The following is a 15,008-nucleotide window of genomic DNA, read 5'->3' as shown; positions in this document are numbered from 1 at the left end:
GCGTGTGCGGGACACACGTCTCAGTTGCGGGCACATGGAAATGCCGCGCTCCCCAGGCTAATTCCAGGGGGGCGCGGCATCCATTTCGGGACGTGTGAGACTCGCGTCAGTTGTCGGGGCGCTCCTCCGGGGCCTTCTCCAGCGTGGGAGAGGACTCGGCGGTCGCACCGGCGGTGATCGCGGGGCCCGCGCCGTTCGACCCGTTCGTCAGTGAGAGCTCCTTGGGGGAGAGCACCGGCGGGCGGGTGGACGGCGTACGCCGGGAGGAGCCGGTCCACGAGGGGCGGGCCGGGCGCTTCACGATGGGAGCGAAGACCTCGGCGATCTGCTCCTTGTTCAGCGTCTCCTTCTCCAGCAACTGGAGCACGAGCGCGTCGAGCACGTCACGGTTCTCGACCAGGATCTCCCAGGCCTCGTTGTGCGCGTTCTCGATGAGCTTCTTGACCTCTTCGTCGACGAGCGCGGCGACCTCTTCCGAGTAGTCGCGCGGGTGCGACATCTCCCGGCCCAGGAAGGGCTCGGTGTTGTCGCCGCCGAACTTGATCGCGCCGAGGCGCTCGGTCATGCCGTACTGCGTGACCATCGCGCGGGCCGTGGCGGTGGCCTTCTCGATGTCGTTCGCGGCGCCCGTGGTCGGGTCGTGGAAGACCAGTTCCTCGGCCGCCCGGCCGCCCAGCATGTAGGCGAGCTGATCGAGCATCTCGTTGCGCGTGGTCGAGTACTTGTCCTCTTCGGGCAGGACCATCGTGTAGCCCAGAGCACGGCCTCGGGAGAGGATCGTGATCTTGTGGACCGGGTCGGAGTTGGGAGAGGCCGCCGCGACCAGGGCGTGTCCGCCCTCGTGGTACGCGGTGATCTTCTTCTCCTTGTCCGACATGATCCGGGTCCGCTTCTGCGGGCCCGCGACCACACGGTCGATCGCCTCGTCCAGCATGGAGTTGTCGATCAGCTTGCGGTTGCCGCGGGCGGTGAGCAGGGCGGCCTCGTTGAGGACGTTGCTCAGGTCCGCGCCGGTGAAGCCCGGCGTACGGCGCGCGACGGCCGACAGATCGACGTCCGGTGCGACCGGCTTGCCCTTCTGGTGGACCTTGAGGATCTCCAGACGGCCCTGCATGTCCGGGCGGTCGACCGCGATCTGGCGGTCGAAGCGGCCGGGCCGCAGGAGGGCCGGGTCGAGGATGTCGGGCCGGTTCGTCGCGGCGATGAGGATCACGCCGCCCTTGACGTCGAAGCCGTCCATCTCGACGAGCAGCTGGTTCAGCGTCTGCTCGCGCTCGTCGTGACCGCCGCCAAGGCCGGCGCCGCGATGGCGGCCGACCGCGTCGATCTCGTCGACGAAGACGATCGCCGGGGCGTTCGCCTTGGCCTGCTCGAACAGGTCACGGACTCGGGAGGCACCGACACCGACGAACATCTCGACGAAGTCGGAACCGGAGATCGAGTAGAAGGGCACTCCGGCCTCGCCCGCGACGGCACGCGCCAGCAGGGTCTTGCCGGTGCCGGGAGGGCCGTACAGGAGTACGCCCTTGGGGATCTTGGCGCCGACGGCCTGGAACTTCGCCGGCTCCTGGAGGAACTCCTTGATCTCGTGCAGTTCCTCGACGGCCTCGTCGGAGCCCGCGACATCCGCGAACGTCGTCTTCGGGGTGTCCTTGGTGATGAGCTTGGCCTTGGACTTCCCGAAGTTCATGACTCGGGAGCCGCCGCCCTGCATCTGGTTCATCAGGAACAGGAAGACGACCACGATGAGGACGAAGGGGAGCAGCGACAGCAGAATCCCGACGAAAGCGTTCTGCTTCGTCGGCGAGACCGTGTAGCCGTCCGGAATCTGCTTGTCCTGGTACTTGGTCTGCAGCGTGTCGGCAATGTTCACGCCCTGGTCGCCGATGTAGCTCGCCTGGATCTTGGAGCTGCCGGAAACCTTGTTGCCGTCCTTGAGCGTGACCTTGATGGTCTGCTCGTCGCCGGTGGTGATCTTTGCCGACTCGACCTTGTTGTCATTGATCGCCTGGACGACCTGGCCGGTGTCCACCGTCTTGTAGCCGCCGGACGAGCCGACGACCTGCATCAACACGACCACGGCAAGGACGGCCAGCACGATCCACATGACCGGCCCACGGAAGTATCGCTTCACGTCCATCCATACGGAGCGAAGTCGCTCCGTCCCTCCTGCCATAGTGAGTTTGATAAAGACAGTTCTTCTGACGGTACCCCAGCATGGTGGGCCGAAGCCGCACAGGACCGCTGGGAGACGCGTCTGCATGCTCCAACGGCGCGAAACCCGCTGGGGTTCCCGATCGTCTTACCGGGCTTGGGCCGAGTGGCTCTAGCCGCCGTAGACGTGCGGCGCGAGCGTACCGACGAACGGCAGATTCCGGTACTTCTCCGCGTAGTCGAGGCCGTATCCGACGACGAACTCGTTCGGGATGTCGAAGCCGACCCACTCCACGTCGATGGCGACCTTGGCCGCCTCCGGCTTGCGCAGCAGGGTGCAGATCTTCAACGAGTCGGGCTCACGGGAGCCGAGGTTGGAGATCAGCCAGGACAGCGTCAGACCGGAGTCGATGATGTCCTCGACGATGAGGACGTGCTTGCCCTTGATGTCGGTGTCGAGGTCCTTGAGGATCCGCACCACACCGGAGGACTGGGTGCCCGCGCCGTACGACGACACGGCCATCCAGTCCATGGTGACGGGGGTGGACAGCGCCCGGGCGAGGTCCGCCATGACCATCACCGCGCCCTTGAGGACACCGACGATCAGCAGATCCTTGCCCGCGTACTCCGCGTCGATCTTCGCGGCCAGCTCCACGAGCTTCGCGTCGATCTCTTCCTTGGTGATGAGCACCGACTGGAGGTCGTCACCCATGTCTTTCGCGTCCACCCGCATCACTTTCGGTCGTCCCACCGGCTACTACCTGGTCCCGCCCCCGGAGGTCCGGAGGGGGTGTCGATTCAGCCTTGCCGAATCACCAGTCTGCCACCCTGCCGCCGGGCGACGACCTTGCCCGGGAGATTGATGGCTCCCTGGCCTCGCCAGCCGGTGATCAGGCGGTCGACTTCCTCGATGTGACGGGCGAACAGCGAACCGGCCGGGGCGCCCGCCTGGATGGCCGCGCGGCGCAGGATGCGGCGACGCACGGCGGGCGGCAGGGCGTAGAGCTTGGCGCACTCCAGGAGGCCGGTGGCATCGCGTACGGAGGCCTCGGCCTGGCTGGCCCAGGTGTCGAGGGCGTCGGCGTCGTCCCGGGAGAGCTGTGCCGTACGGGCGAGGGCTTCCACGACGCCTTTGCCGAGCGCCTTCTCCAGGGCCGGCAGGCCTTCGTGGCGCAGCCGGGAGCGGGTGTAGGCGGGGTCGGCGTTGTGCGGGTCGTCCCAGACGGGCAGCGACTGGACCATGCAGGCCTTGCGGGCGGTCTGCCGGTCGAGGTGCAGGAAGGGGCGGCGGTAGCGGCGGGCGGCCCCCGGACCCCCGGAAACAGCCGCCATTCCGGACAGGGACCGGATGCCGGAGCCGCGGGCGAGGCCCAGCAGGACGGTTTCCGCCTGGTCGTCGCGCGTGTGACCGAGCAGGACCGCGGCAGCGCCGTGGCGGGCGGCGCAGGCGTCGAGGGCGGCGTAGCGGGCGTCCCGGGCGGCTGCCTCGGGGCCGCCCTCGCGGCCCACGGTCACGGTGGTGGCCTCGACGGGGTCCAGGCCCAGTTCGCGCAGGCGCAGGACGACCTCGTCGGCACGTAGGTCGGAGCCGGCCTGGAGGCCGTGGTCGACGGTGATGCCGCCGGCCCGGATGCCCAGCTTGGGGGCCTCGAAGGCGAGGGCGGAGGCGAGGGCCATGGAATCGGCGCCGCCGGAGCACGCCACGAGCACGAGCGGCGAGGGCGGGCGCTCGTGCGAGGGGTGCCGGGAGGCGCCGGCTGTCTGCAGGGCCTCGTGGTCGGTGAGGATGTCGTGGAGGACGCGGCGCACCGCCAGGCGTATCGCCGCGACCGCAGGATGGGGACCCATGTCCGGTTCCCTTCATGAAGTTTTCGGGGGGTTGGCCCGAGGTTCGGTCACTCAGAGTGTGTAGATGGTGACAGAACCGGGGCGTTCCCCGAGCATTGCACGCCTACCCATCGCTCACGGTCCCTCGGACGGGTGATTGCGGGGGCGTTCGCCTGCCGTCGGCCGGATTCGTTTCACCACGCCCGCGACGGTTCACGACTCGGCCTTGCGGTGCACCCGCGCGACCCAGTCCGCCGGTTTGGCGATCTCCGTCTTGGTCGGCAGCGTGTTCGGGGAGGTCCACACCCGGTTGAAGCCGTCCATGCCGACCTGGTCGACGACCGCGCGGACGAACCGCTCGCCGTCGCGGTACTGCCTCAGCTTGGCGTCCAGGCCGAGCAGCTTGCGCAGCGCCGAGTCCAGCCGGGAGGCGCCCTTCGCACGACGCTGCTGGAACTTCTCGCGGATCTCCGCGACGCTCGGCACCACCTCGGGACCGACCCCGTCCATCACGAAGTCGGCGTGCCCCTCCAGAAGGGACATCACGGCGGTGAGACGGCTGAGGATCTCCCGCTGGGCGGGCGTCTGCACGATCTCCACGAGGGAGCGACCGCCGTCCTCGTCCTCCTCGCCCTCGGGCCGGCCGCCGGCCAGCGACTGGGCCGCTTCCCGGATGCGCTCCAGGACCGTCATGGGGTCGACCTCGGTCTCCCCCAAGAACGACTGGATTTCACCCTCGAGGTGGTCACGCAGCCAGGGCACGGCCGTGAACTGCGTGCGGTGCGTCTCCTCGTGCAGGCACACCCACAGGCGGAAGTCGTGGGGCTGTACGTCGAGTTCGCGCTCCACATGGACGATGTTCGGCGCGACCAGCAGCAGCCGTCCGCCTTTCGCGCCCGCCGGCAGCTCGCGGGAGGCCGGGGCGAACGTCTCGTACTGACCGAGCACGCGCGAGGACAGGAACGACAGCAGCATGCCCAGCTCGACGCCGGTGACCTTGCCGCCGACCGCGCCGAAGACCGCGCCCCCGGGGGTGTTGCTCCGCCGCTCCTGCATCTTGTCGAGCAGCGGCTTGAGGACCTCCCGGAACCCGGCGACGTTCGCCCGGACCCAGCCGGGGCGGTCGACGACCAGGATCGGGGTGTCGTGGATGTCGTCCGTGGCCATCCGGGTGAAACCCCGGACGTGCTGCTCCGAGGCCTTCGCATGCCGGCGCAGCTCCGCGACGACGGCCCGGGCCTCGTCACGGCTCACTTCGGGGCCCGGCCGCACGAGTCGGGTCGCGGTCGCCACCGCGAGATTCCAGTCGACCATCTGAGAAGAAGCAGCACCACCGATGCTCGTCATGCGTCAACCGTACGTGAGCGCTGCCGCTTGGGGCAGGGCACGAGGTGCGCGAGAGCTGCTCGATGGCGGCTCGGCTATGAGCAGCCGCAGGCCGCCAGCGCCGTGGCCGTGCGGTCCAGTGCCGCCTGCGCGGCCAGGGGATCCGTCGTGTCCGACGCCAGGAACGCGAAGGCCAGGAGTTGGCCGTCCTTGTCGACGACCGTGCCCGCCAGGGTGTTGACCCCCGTCAGGGTGCCCGTCTTGGCGCGTACGACCCCTGCCGCGCCCGTGGCGTCCGTGTAGCGGGTCGTCAGGGTGCCCGTGAAGGCGGCGATGGGGAGGCCGGTGAGGACCGGGCGGAGTTCGGGGTGGGCCGGGTCGCCTGCCTTGACCAGGAGGGCGGTCAGGAGGTCGGCGGTGAGGCGGTCGTCGCGGTTGAGGCCGCTGCCGTCGTTGAAGTCCGCGCCGCCGACCGGGAGTTGGAGCTTCTTCAACTGGGCGGCGATCGCGGCGGCGCCCCCGTCGAAGTCGGCCCGCCTGCCCGTCGCTACGGCGGTCTGGCGGGCCAGTGCCTCCGCGATGTCGTTGTCGCTGTTGGTCAGCATCCGCTCGACCAGGTCGGACAGCGGCGGCGAGGTGACCGTGGCGAGGGTGTCCGCGCGGCCGGTCGCCTTGGAGGGGCCCGGGGACGTCGTCCTGATGCCGTGGTCCGCGAGGAAGTCCGCGAACTTCCTGGCCGCGTCCGCCGCCGGGTTCGTCACGCGCTTGACCGCCCCGCTCGACGAGTCGTCCGTACGTCCCTCGTCGGCCATCAGGGCGCTGACCGGGGCGAGGTTCCAGTTGACCCCGATCGGGTGGAGTTCGCCGCCGGCGTACAGGGTCGTGTCGTACGACAGCGTCACCTGGCTCACGCCGCGCTTCTTCAGGGTGGCCGCCGTGCGGTCGGCCAGCGTCCGCAGACTGGCCCAGCCCTCGTCGTCCTGGCGGGCCGTCAGGGTGGGGTCGCCGCCGCCGACCAGGACGAGTTCCTTGGTGTCGGGCTCCAGGGCGGCGCGGGTGGTGAAGCGGTGGTCGGCGCCCATCGCGGAGAGGGCGGCCACGGCGGTGGCGATCTTCGTGGTCGAGGCCGGGGTCAGCGCGTCGTCCGCGCCGACGCCGTAGAGGCGCTTGCCGGTGGACACGTCCACGACGGCTGCCGTGTGGCGGGTGCCGAGCGCCGCGTTGTCCAGGAGGGGACTCAGGACGTCCGTGAGGGCCGTGCCGGTCGGGGCCGACTTCACCGTGCTCGCCGAGCCGCCGAGGCCGACCAGGACGGATGCGGCGCTCGGTGCAGGACGGGGCGCCTTGGCGGACGTATCGGAATTACGGCCGTGATCTACGCCACCTGAACGTTCCTGTGCGACTGCGTGGTCCCGCTCGGCCGTACGCTGACCCGAGGAGTCCCAGGGACCTGCGGCGGTCACCACGACGGCGGCCAGTGCCATTCCGGCGGTGGTGGCGACCGCGGGGAACCGCCAGGTTCTGTCGGGCCGCGGCAACCGCGCGAGCTGTGGTGACACGGCCTGCGTGAGCCTTGTGACCTGGGGCGACACAGCTTGGGCAACCCGCGTCACGCGCGGTTTCACGGATTGCGCGGCCCGCACGAGACGGGGCCGGGCGGCTCGTGCGACCCGCGCCACATGCGGTCTCACGGCCCGCCAAGGCCTCAGCTCCGGCACGACCACCAGCCCCTTTCGCGATCACACACCTGCGTGAGGGACACTTAACCACCAGAACTATGTGCTGATCATGGAGGAGCCACCGGTGGAGTTCGACGTCACGATCGAGATCCCGAAGGGTTCGCGGAACAAGTACGAGGTGGACCACGAGACCGGTCGGATCCGCCTGGACCGTCGACTCTTCACCTCGACCAGTTACCCGGCCGACTACGGCTTTGTCGAGAACACGCTCGGCGAGGACGGCGACCCGCTGGACGCGCTGGTCATCCTGGAGGAGCCGACCTTCCCCGGCTGCCTCATCAAGTGCCGCGCGATCGGCATGTTCCGGATGACCGACGAGGCCGGCGGCGACGACAAACTGCTGTGCGTCCCGGCGTCCGACCCGCGCGTGGAGCACCTGCGTGACATCCACCACGTGTCGGAGTTCGACCGCCTGGAGATCCAGCACTTCTTCGAGGTCTACAAGGACCTGGAGCCCGGCAAGTCGGTCGAGGGTGCCAACTGGGTGGGCCGTACGGACGCCGAGTTGGAGATCGAGCGCTCGTACAAGCGGCTGAAGGAGCAGGGCGGCCACTGAGCCCCCTGTTGCAGACGGGCCGCACGCGTACGCGTGCGGCCCGTTTTCCTGTCTGTGCGCATACTGAGGATCACCGCAGGTGTCGTACAGGGAGTGCTACGGAGTGACGGAAGCGGAGGACCGCAAGCCGCAGTCGGACGAGGCCAGGAGCGCGTTCACGGCTCCGGTGGGCGTCGCGGCGATCGACGGGGAATCGTCCACGACCTCGGAGTTCGCCGTCCCGCAGGGGCTCGACGTGACGCCGGTGCCGGCCGTCGAGGAGCCGGAGGGGTCGGCATTCAGTCCGCCCCGGACCTACCGCGCCAGACAGGCGCCGCCCGCCTTCACCCCGCCGACCGGGATCCCCGTCGTCAGCCTGACCAAGGACGTGCCCTGGCAGGACCGGATGCGCACGATGCTGCGGATGCCGGTGACCGAGCGGCCGGCGCCGGAGCCGGTGCAGAAGGCGGACGACAGCGGTCCCGCCGTACCGCGCGTGCTCGATCTGACGCTCCGCATCGGCGAGTTGCTGCTCGCGGGCGGGGAGGGCGCGGAGGACGTCGAGGCGGCGATGTTCGCGGTCTGCCGCTCCTACGGCCTCGACCGCTGCGAGCCCACCGTCACCTTCACCCTGTTGTCGATCTCCTATCAGCCCTCCCTGGTGGACGATCCGGTGACCGCCTCCCGGACCGTGCGGCGCCGGGGCACCGACTACACGCGGCTCGCGGCCGTGTTCCGGCTCGTCGACGACCTGAGCGACCCGGAGACCGCGCTCTCCCTGGAGGAGGCCTACCGGCGGCTCGCGGAGATGCGACGCAACCGGCACCCGTATCCCGGCTGGGTGCTGACCTCGGCCAGCGGACTGCTCGCGGGGGCCGCCTCGGTGCTCGTCGGCGGCGACGTGATCGTGTTCGTCGCCGCCGCGCTCGGGGCGATGCTCGGCGACCGGCTGGCGTGGCTGTGCGCGGGGCGCGGGCTGCCGGAGTTCTACCAGTTCACGGTCGCCGCGATGCCGCCGGCCGCGATAGGGATCGCGCTCACGGTCGCCAACGTCGATGTGAAGGCCTCCGCGGTGATCACCGGTGGGCTGTTCGCGCTGCTGCCCGGGCGGGCGCTGGTGGCGGGCGTGCAGGACGGGCTGACCGGCTTCTACATCACCGCGTCGGCGCGGCTCCTGGAGGTCATGTACTTCTTCGTCGGCATCGTGGCCGGCGTGTTGATCGTCCTGTACTTCGGCGTGAAGCTCGGCGCCCAGCTCGACCCGGACGTGGCCCTCGGCAACTCCAATCGGCCGCTGTGGCAGATTGCCGCGTCCGTCCTGCTGTCGCTGACCTTCGCGGTCCTGCTCCAGCAGGAACGATCCACCGTGCTCCTGGTGTCCCTCAACGGGGGCGTCGCCTGGTCGGTGTACGGGGCGATGCACTACGTCGCCGGGATCTCGCCGGTCGCCTCGACCGCCGTGGCCGCGGGGCTGGTCGGCCTCTTCGGGCAGTTGCTGTCCCGCTACCGCTTCGCGTCGGCGCTGCCGTACACGACGGCCGCGATCGGGCCCCTGCTGCCCGGATCGTCCACGTACTTCGGGCTGTTGTCGATCGCTCAGAACAAGGTCGACAAGGGGCTGGTGTCGCTGGCCACGGCCGCCTCGCTCGCCATGGCCATCGCCATCGGGGTGAACCTGGGGTCGGAGATCTCGCGGTTGTTCCTGCGGGTCCCAGGCGCTTCGGCGGGGGCCCGGCGGGCAGCGAAGCGGACCAGGGGGTTCTGAGCGCCGCCCGGGAGCTCAGCCCTGCGGGTAGCCGTTCTGCGAGTTCTGCGGGTAGCCCTGGTCGTCGTAGGGGTACTGCTGGTTGCCGTACGGCTGCTGCTGTTGCTGCGGCTGGTACGTCTGCTGGGGGTACTGCTGGGCGTACGGCTGCTGTTGGGGCTGGGGCTGCGCGTAGTACTGGTCGTAGCCGTTGTTCTGGTCGTAGCCGTTGTCGTGCTGTCGCTGCTGCTGTTGGTGGGGCTGCTGCTGGGGCTCGTCCACGCGGCGGAGCTGGGTCGTCGAGTCGTCCATGATCACGGGGAACGGCTGGGTCGCGGCCGGGTCGCCGGGCTGCGCCCCGTTCCCGTGGGGCCCCCGGGGCTCCTTCTTGGCCTTGGAGCGGGCGCGCAGGAACTCGATGATGATCGGGACCACCGAGACGAAGACGATCAGGATCAGGATCGCTTCGATATTCTTGTGGACGAAGTCGATGTTGCCGAGCCAGGAGCCCAGCAGGGTCACGCCCGCGCCCCACAGGACACCGCCGATCACGTTGAACGTGATGAACGAGCGGTACTTCATGCCGCTGACACCCGCGATGATCGGCGTGAACGTGCGCACGACGGGCACGAAGCGGGCCAGGACCAGCGACTTGGGGCCGTACTTCTCGAAGAACTCGTGCGCCTTGACCACGTTCTCCTGTTTGAAGAGGCGTGAGTTCGGCCGGGTGAAGAGCGAGGGGCCGACCTTCTTGCCGAAGACGTAGCCCGCCTGGTCACCGAGGATCGCGGCCACGCAGATCAGCGCGATCGCCGCCCACAACGGGAAGTCCAGGGTGCCCGCGGTGATCAGCAGGCCGCAGGTGAACAGCAGGGAGTCACCCGGCAGGAAGAACCCGATGAGCAGGCCGGACTCCGCGAAGACCACGAGGAGCAGGCCCCAGATCCCGAACCGGTCGAGCATGGTGTTCGGATCGAGCCAGCTCGGTCCGAGGGCAAGCGTCATCACGGTTCCGGGCTCCTGAGGGGTGGAGGGATACGGCGTCCAGGCAACAGCCGCACAAAGCTATCAACGCAATGTGTCCGTCCCAGGTTCCACCGGTGTCTCCAGGATGCACTGTGCCTCCCATAGGACAAAGCTGTGAGCCATGGGTATCGACGAATACGGCGGCGGCCAGGGGCCGCAGGCCGATGTGCTGGTCGTGACGACGAACGACATCCCCGGGTACCGGGTCGAGCAGGTGATCGGCGAGGTGTTCGGGCTGACCGTGCGCTCACGGCATCTCGGCAGCCAGATCGGCGCCGGTCTGAAGTCGATGGTCGGCGGTGAGCTGAAGGGGCTCACCAAGACCCTCGTGCAGACCCGCAACCAGGCCATGGAGCGGCTCATCGAGCAGGCACGCGCGCGTGGCGCCAACGGCGTCCTGGCGTTCCGCTTCGACGTAACCGAGGCGGCGGACGTGGGCACCGAGGTGTGCGCCTACGGGACGGCGGTGGTCCTGGCCCGGGTGTGACCCCGGGCCAGGTCCCTAGGAGGTGTGCCGGGACGCGTTCGCCAGGATCGCGTCCCTGAGGTGTTCGGCCAGGCCGGGGGCCATGGAGTCGTAGAACGCCTTGAAGCGCTCGTCGGAGACGTACATCCCGGCGAGGCACACGTGCATGTCGTACGAGCACGGGTAGAACCAGCGGTCGATGTGCAGGCGGTGTTCCTCGGCCAGGTCCATGGGCGCCTCGGCGGTGGGTGGTTCGCCGGTGGTCACCAGGGCGGCGTAGCGCTCGCTCCAGTCGTCGACCTCGGCCTGAAGGCGTTTCCAGTCGGCCTTGGTGTAGCGGGCGGCCCGGCGCTGCGACTCGGCGTAGGCCTCGGTGCCGCCCCAGCGCTGTTCGGCCTCCTCGGCGTACTGCTCGGGGTCCTTGTCGCCGAAGACCTCGAAGCGTTCCTCGGGGGTGAGATTGATGCCCATCGTGCGTGCCTCCATGGCGTGCTCCACGGCCTCGGCCATCTTCTGCAACCTCTCGATCCGGGCGGTCAGCAGCTCGTGCTGGCGGCGCAGGTGCGCGCGCGGGTCCGTGTCCGGGTCGTCGAGCAGGGCCGCGACCTCGTCGAGCGGGAAGCCGAGTTCCCGGTAGAACAGGATCTGCTGCAGCCGGTCGAGGTCGGTGTCGGCGTAGCGCCGGTGGCCCGCGTGGCTGCGCTCGCTCGGGGCGAGCAGGCCGATGTCGTCGTAGTGGTGCAGTGTGCGCACGGTGACCCCGGCGAATCCGGCGACCTGTCCTACGGAGTAGCTCACTTCCGCTCCCTTCTGTGTCCGCGCTCCACGCTGAGGCCTCACGTCACGTGAGGTGCAAGTCCCGCACGCTCAAGATGTTCGGTCCGTTTTGCCCGCTTATGGTGAGCCCGTGGCCCAGGACACCGTGCGACAGGCATCCGTTGCCCCGACGACTCCGGCGCGCGCCCTGGTGCCGTTGATCGTGCCCGCTCTGGTCGTGGGCGTGCTCGCGAGCCTGCTCTTCCTCGGGGTGAGCGAGGTGGCCGAGCTGCTCCAGCACGTGCTGTGGAAGAACCTGCCGGACGCTCTGGGCATCGGCCGGTACTCGGTCCTGTGGATGCTCGTCATGCTGACGGCGACCGGCGTCGCGGTCGGTCTCGTGGTGTGGAAGGTGCCGGGACACGCCGGTCCCGATCCGGCGACCACAGGCCTGGAGGCCGTGGCGCTGCCGCCCGTAGTGCTGCCCGGGCTGGTGCTGGCGACCGCGCTGATGCTCGCGGGCGGCCCGAGTCTCGGGCCGGAGAACCCGCTAATCGCCGTGAACGTGGGGCTCGCCGTGTGGGTCGGACACAGGCTGGCGCCCCGGGTGCCGGGCGGGGCGTGGGCGGTGCTGGCCGAGTCGGCGACGATCGGCGCGCTCTTCGGGACGCCGGTGGCGGCGGCACTGCTCATCTCGGAGGCACTGGCCGGGCGGCAGACCAAGGGCGGCCTGTGGGACAACGTGTTCGCGCCGCTCGCAGCGGCCAGTGTCGGCGCCGTGACCACCACCCTGGTGGCCCATCCGACCTTCGACCTGCATCTGCCCCCGTTCGGTCGGCCGAGCTGGGGCGATCTGCTGGCCGTCCTGGTGCTGGCGCCGCTGGCCGCGCTGCTCGGGATGTGCGCGGTCCGCGGCTTCCCGTACGTCCATGCCGCGTTCTCCCGGCTCGGGCACCCCATGCTGGCGCTTCCCGCCGGTGGGCTCGTGCTGGGCCTGCTGGCGGCCGTGGGCGGCCATCTGACGCTCTTCAAGGGGCTGGACGAGGTCGGGGCGCTGGCGGCCGATCCCGAGGGCTGGTCGGCGGGGCAGTTCGCGACGATGACGGTGGTGAAGCTGGCCGCGCTGGTGGTCGCCGCGTCCTGCGGCTTCCGGGGCGGGCGGATCTTCCCCTCGGTGTTCATCGGCGCCGCGTTCGGGCTGTTCGCCCACGCGGTCGTCCCGGCGGTGCATCCGGCACTCGGCGTCGCCGCGGGCGTCCTGGGCATGCTGCTGGCGATCACCCGGCAGGGCTGGGTGAGCCTGTTCACCGCCGCCGTCCTGGTGGCCTCGCCGGCGATCATCGCCCTGTTGTGCATCGCCTCGCTGCCGGCGTGGCTGCTGGTGACCGGGAGGCCGCAGATGCAGTTGCGGGCGGACGGAACTCCGGTTCGCTGACACCCGTTGATCCTTTCGACAATTCCGCAGGAGGCACGCCCATGGCATTGCACAAAGGTCCCCAGCAGCCCCACGAGCGCCCGATGTCCATGAACCCCTTCTACGGAGAGGCCAATCCGGTCGGCGGCATGATCGAGGCCCCGCCCAAACACCGGCTCCCGGACGCACCGTTGACCCCGATGACGGCGGCCCAGCTCGTGCACGACGAGCTGATGCTGGACGGCAACTCCCGGCTGAACCTGGCGACTTTCGTCACCACCTGGATGGAGCCCGAAGCCGGGCTCCTGATGGCGGAGTGCCGGGACAAGAACATGATCGACAAGGACGAGTACCCGCGCACGGCCGAGCTGGAGCGACGCTGTGTGGCGATGCTCGCGGATCTGTGGAACGCGCCGGACCCGTCGGCCGCGGTGGGCTGTTCCACGACCGGGTCCAGCGAGGCCTGCATGCTCGCGGGGATGGCCCTCAAGCGCCGCTGGACGCAGCGCAACAAGGACCGCTACCCGGCCGCCCGTCCGAACCTGGTGATGGGGGTCAACGTCCAGGTGTGCTGGGAGAAGTTCTGCAACTTCTGGGAGGTCGAGGCGCGCCAAGTCCCCATGGAGGGCGACCGGTTCCACCTCGACCCGCAGGCCGCCGCCGAGCTGTGCGACGAGAACACGATCGGGGTCGTCGGCATCCTCGGCTCGACCTTCGACGGGTCCTACGAGCCGATCGCCGACCTGTGCGCCGCGCTCGACGCGCTCCAGGAGCGGACCGGTCTCGACATCCCGGTGCATGTGGACGGCGCGTCCGGCGCCATGGTCGCGCCCTTCCTGGACGAGGACCTGGTCTGGGACTTCCGCCTCCCGCGCGTGGCCTCGATCAACACGTCCGGCCACAAGTACGGCCTGGTCTACCCGGGCGTCGGCTGGGCCCTGTGGCGCGACAAGGAGGCCCTCCCGGAGGAACTCGTCTTCCGCGTCAACTACCTGGGCGGCGACATGCCCACCTTCGCCCTCAACTTCTCCCGCCCCGGCGCCCAAGTGGTCGCCCAGTACTACACGTTCCTACGGCTGGGCCGCGAGGGCTACCGCGCGGTGCAGCAGACCACCCGGGACGTGGCCCGCGGCCTCGCCGAGCGGGTGGAAGCACTCGGTGACTTCCAACTCCTCAGTCGGGGCGACGAGTTGCCGGTCTTCGCCTTCACCACCGCCCCCGGCGTGGAGACCTATGACGTGTTCGACGTCTCCCGCCGCCTCCGCGAACACGGCTGGCTGGTCCCGGCCTACACCTTCCCGGCCAACCGCGAGGACCTCTCGGTCCTACGCGTCGTCTGCCGCAACGGCTTCTCGGCAGACCTCGCGGAACTGTTCCTGGACGACCTGACCCGCCTGCTCCCGGAGCTGCGCCGCCAGGCGCATCCAGCTACTCGGGACAAGGGCGCGGCTACGGGGTTCCATCACTGAGATTCTCGCTCCTTCGCCACCAGCTCATAGGCCGTCGCACCGTCCAGGGACTCGCGGATGATGTCCGCGTGGCCGGCGTGGCGGGCCGTCTCCCGGATCAGGTGGAGGCAGACCCAGCGGATCGAGACGCTGCCCTCGGGGAACCAGGGTTCCTTCGGGAGCGGGAAGGTGTCGTCGAGGCTCGGTGCCGAGCGGATGAACGCCTCGGTCTCGGCGGCGACCTTCTCCCAGTACGCGAGCTGGGACTCGACGGTCTCCCCGCCGACCAGTCGGAACGACTCGTGCCAGTTGGACTGGTCCCGCTCAACCGCCGGCGGCTCCTGCTTCGCCCGGGCGATCCAGCCCTGCTCGACCTGGGAGACGTGCTTGAGGAGGCCGGAGAGCGAGAGTTCGCTGGCGCTCGGCCTGCTCGCGGCCTGTTCCTCGGTCAGTCCGAGCAGGGCCCGGCGGATGCCGCCCCGCTGCTCCTCGATGAACGCGAGCAGCGCCTCGCGCTCGTCGTCCTGTGCCTCCACGTGCGTGACCATGGCCTTCGCCTTTCGCCGGTGCCGA

Annotated in this window: 13 protein-coding genes; 5 read left to right on the top strand and 8 right to left on the bottom strand. The window is 69.6% G+C overall.

Going from position 1 to position 15,008, the window contains the following annotated elements:
- Positions 1-106: 106 nt before the first annotated feature.
- From ftsH to dacB, 5 genes are all read right to left on the bottom strand, one after another.
- On the bottom strand, positions 107-2,140 hold the full coding sequence (ftsH, locus tag ABZT04_RS04780; RefSeq protein ID WP_356052923.1) for an ATP-dependent zinc metalloprotease FtsH: 2,034 nt from the start codon (positions 2,138-2,140) through the stop codon (positions 107-109).
- Between the two features lie 186 nt (positions 2,141-2,326).
- Positions 2,327-2,887: a hypoxanthine phosphoribosyltransferase gene (hpt, locus tag ABZT04_RS04775; RefSeq protein ID WP_019064278.1), complete on the bottom strand. Its 561-nt coding sequence runs from the start codon at positions 2,885-2,887 to the stop codon at positions 2,327-2,329.
- Positions 2,888-2,952: 65 nt separating this feature from the next.
- On the bottom strand, positions 2,953-4,002 hold the full coding sequence (tilS, locus tag ABZT04_RS04770) for a tRNA lysidine(34) synthetase TilS (RefSeq protein ID WP_356052921.1): 1,050 nt from the start codon (positions 4,000-4,002) through the stop codon (positions 2,953-2,955).
- Between the two features lie 192 nt (positions 4,003-4,194).
- Positions 4,195-5,328, bottom strand: a complete 1,134-nt coding sequence (locus ABZT04_RS04765) for a zinc-dependent metalloprotease (RefSeq protein WP_356052919.1) — start codon at positions 5,326-5,328, stop codon at positions 4,195-4,197.
- Between the two features lie 74 nt (positions 5,329-5,402).
- Positions 5,403-7,031 (bottom strand): D-alanyl-D-alanine carboxypeptidase/D-alanyl-D-alanine-endopeptidase, encoded by a 1,629-nt coding sequence (gene dacB, locus ABZT04_RS04760; protein ID WP_356052917.1) that lies wholly within the window; start codon positions 7,029-7,031, stop codon positions 5,403-5,405.
- Positions 7,032-7,110: 79 nt separating this feature from the next.
- Between dacB and ABZT04_RS04755 the strand changes: the two genes are divergently transcribed.
- Both ABZT04_RS04755 and ABZT04_RS04750 read left to right on the top strand, forming a co-directional pair.
- Positions 7,111-7,602: an inorganic diphosphatase gene (locus ABZT04_RS04755; protein WP_356052915.1), complete on the top strand. Its 492-nt coding sequence runs from the start codon at positions 7,111-7,113 to the stop codon at positions 7,600-7,602.
- Positions 7,603-7,705: 103 nt separating this feature from the next.
- Complete coding sequence (locus ABZT04_RS04750; protein WP_356052913.1) at positions 7,706-9,346, top strand: threonine/serine exporter family protein; 1,641 nt, start codon at positions 7,706-7,708, stop codon at positions 9,344-9,346.
- A 15-nt stretch (positions 9,347-9,361) separates the two neighbouring features.
- Here ABZT04_RS04750 and ABZT04_RS04745 read toward each other — a convergent pair whose 3' ends face one another.
- A complete protein-coding gene (locus ABZT04_RS04745; RefSeq protein ID WP_356052910.1) occupies positions 9,362-10,333 on the bottom strand; it encodes a VTT domain-containing protein in 972 nt (323 codons plus the stop codon).
- Between the two features lie 139 nt (positions 10,334-10,472).
- Between ABZT04_RS04745 and ABZT04_RS04740 the strand changes: the two genes are divergently transcribed.
- Positions 10,473-10,838 (top strand): YbjQ family protein, encoded by a 366-nt coding sequence (locus ABZT04_RS04740; RefSeq protein ID WP_356052908.1) that lies wholly within the window; start codon positions 10,473-10,475, stop codon positions 10,836-10,838.
- A 15-nt stretch (positions 10,839-10,853) separates the two neighbouring features.
- Here ABZT04_RS04740 and ABZT04_RS04735 read toward each other — a convergent pair whose 3' ends face one another.
- Complete coding sequence (locus ABZT04_RS04735) at positions 10,854-11,615, bottom strand: MerR family transcriptional regulator (protein ID WP_356052906.1); 762 nt, start codon at positions 11,613-11,615, stop codon at positions 10,854-10,856.
- Between the two features lie 109 nt (positions 11,616-11,724).
- Here ABZT04_RS04735 and ABZT04_RS04730 point away from each other — a divergent pair, with 109 nt between their 5' ends.
- Both ABZT04_RS04730 and ABZT04_RS04725 read left to right on the top strand, forming a co-directional pair.
- Positions 11,725-13,008 (top strand): ion channel protein, encoded by a 1,284-nt coding sequence (locus tag ABZT04_RS04730; protein WP_356052904.1) that lies wholly within the window; start codon positions 11,725-11,727, stop codon positions 13,006-13,008.
- Positions 13,009-13,049: 41 nt separating this feature from the next.
- Complete coding sequence (locus tag ABZT04_RS04725; RefSeq protein ID WP_356052902.1) at positions 13,050-14,456, top strand: glutamate decarboxylase; 1,407 nt, start codon at positions 13,050-13,052, stop codon at positions 14,454-14,456.
- On the opposite strand, the gene ABZT04_RS04720 is transcribed toward ABZT04_RS04725, so the two are convergent.
- Entirely contained in the window at positions 14,450-14,983 is a 534-nt protein-coding gene (locus ABZT04_RS04720; RefSeq protein ID WP_356052900.1) for a DinB family protein, read from the bottom strand. The two genes, ABZT04_RS04725 and ABZT04_RS04720, sit on opposite strands and share 7 nt — an antisense overlap.
- Positions 14,984-15,008: the final 25 nt, after the last annotated feature.

The organism is Streptomyces sp. NPDC005492, from assembly GCF_040605995.1.
GTDB lineage: Bacteria > Actinomycetota > Actinomycetes > Streptomycetales > Streptomycetaceae > Streptomyces.
The sequence above is the reverse complement of the archived record's forward strand: the minus strand, read 5'-3'. Positions and strand labels throughout refer to the sequence as shown.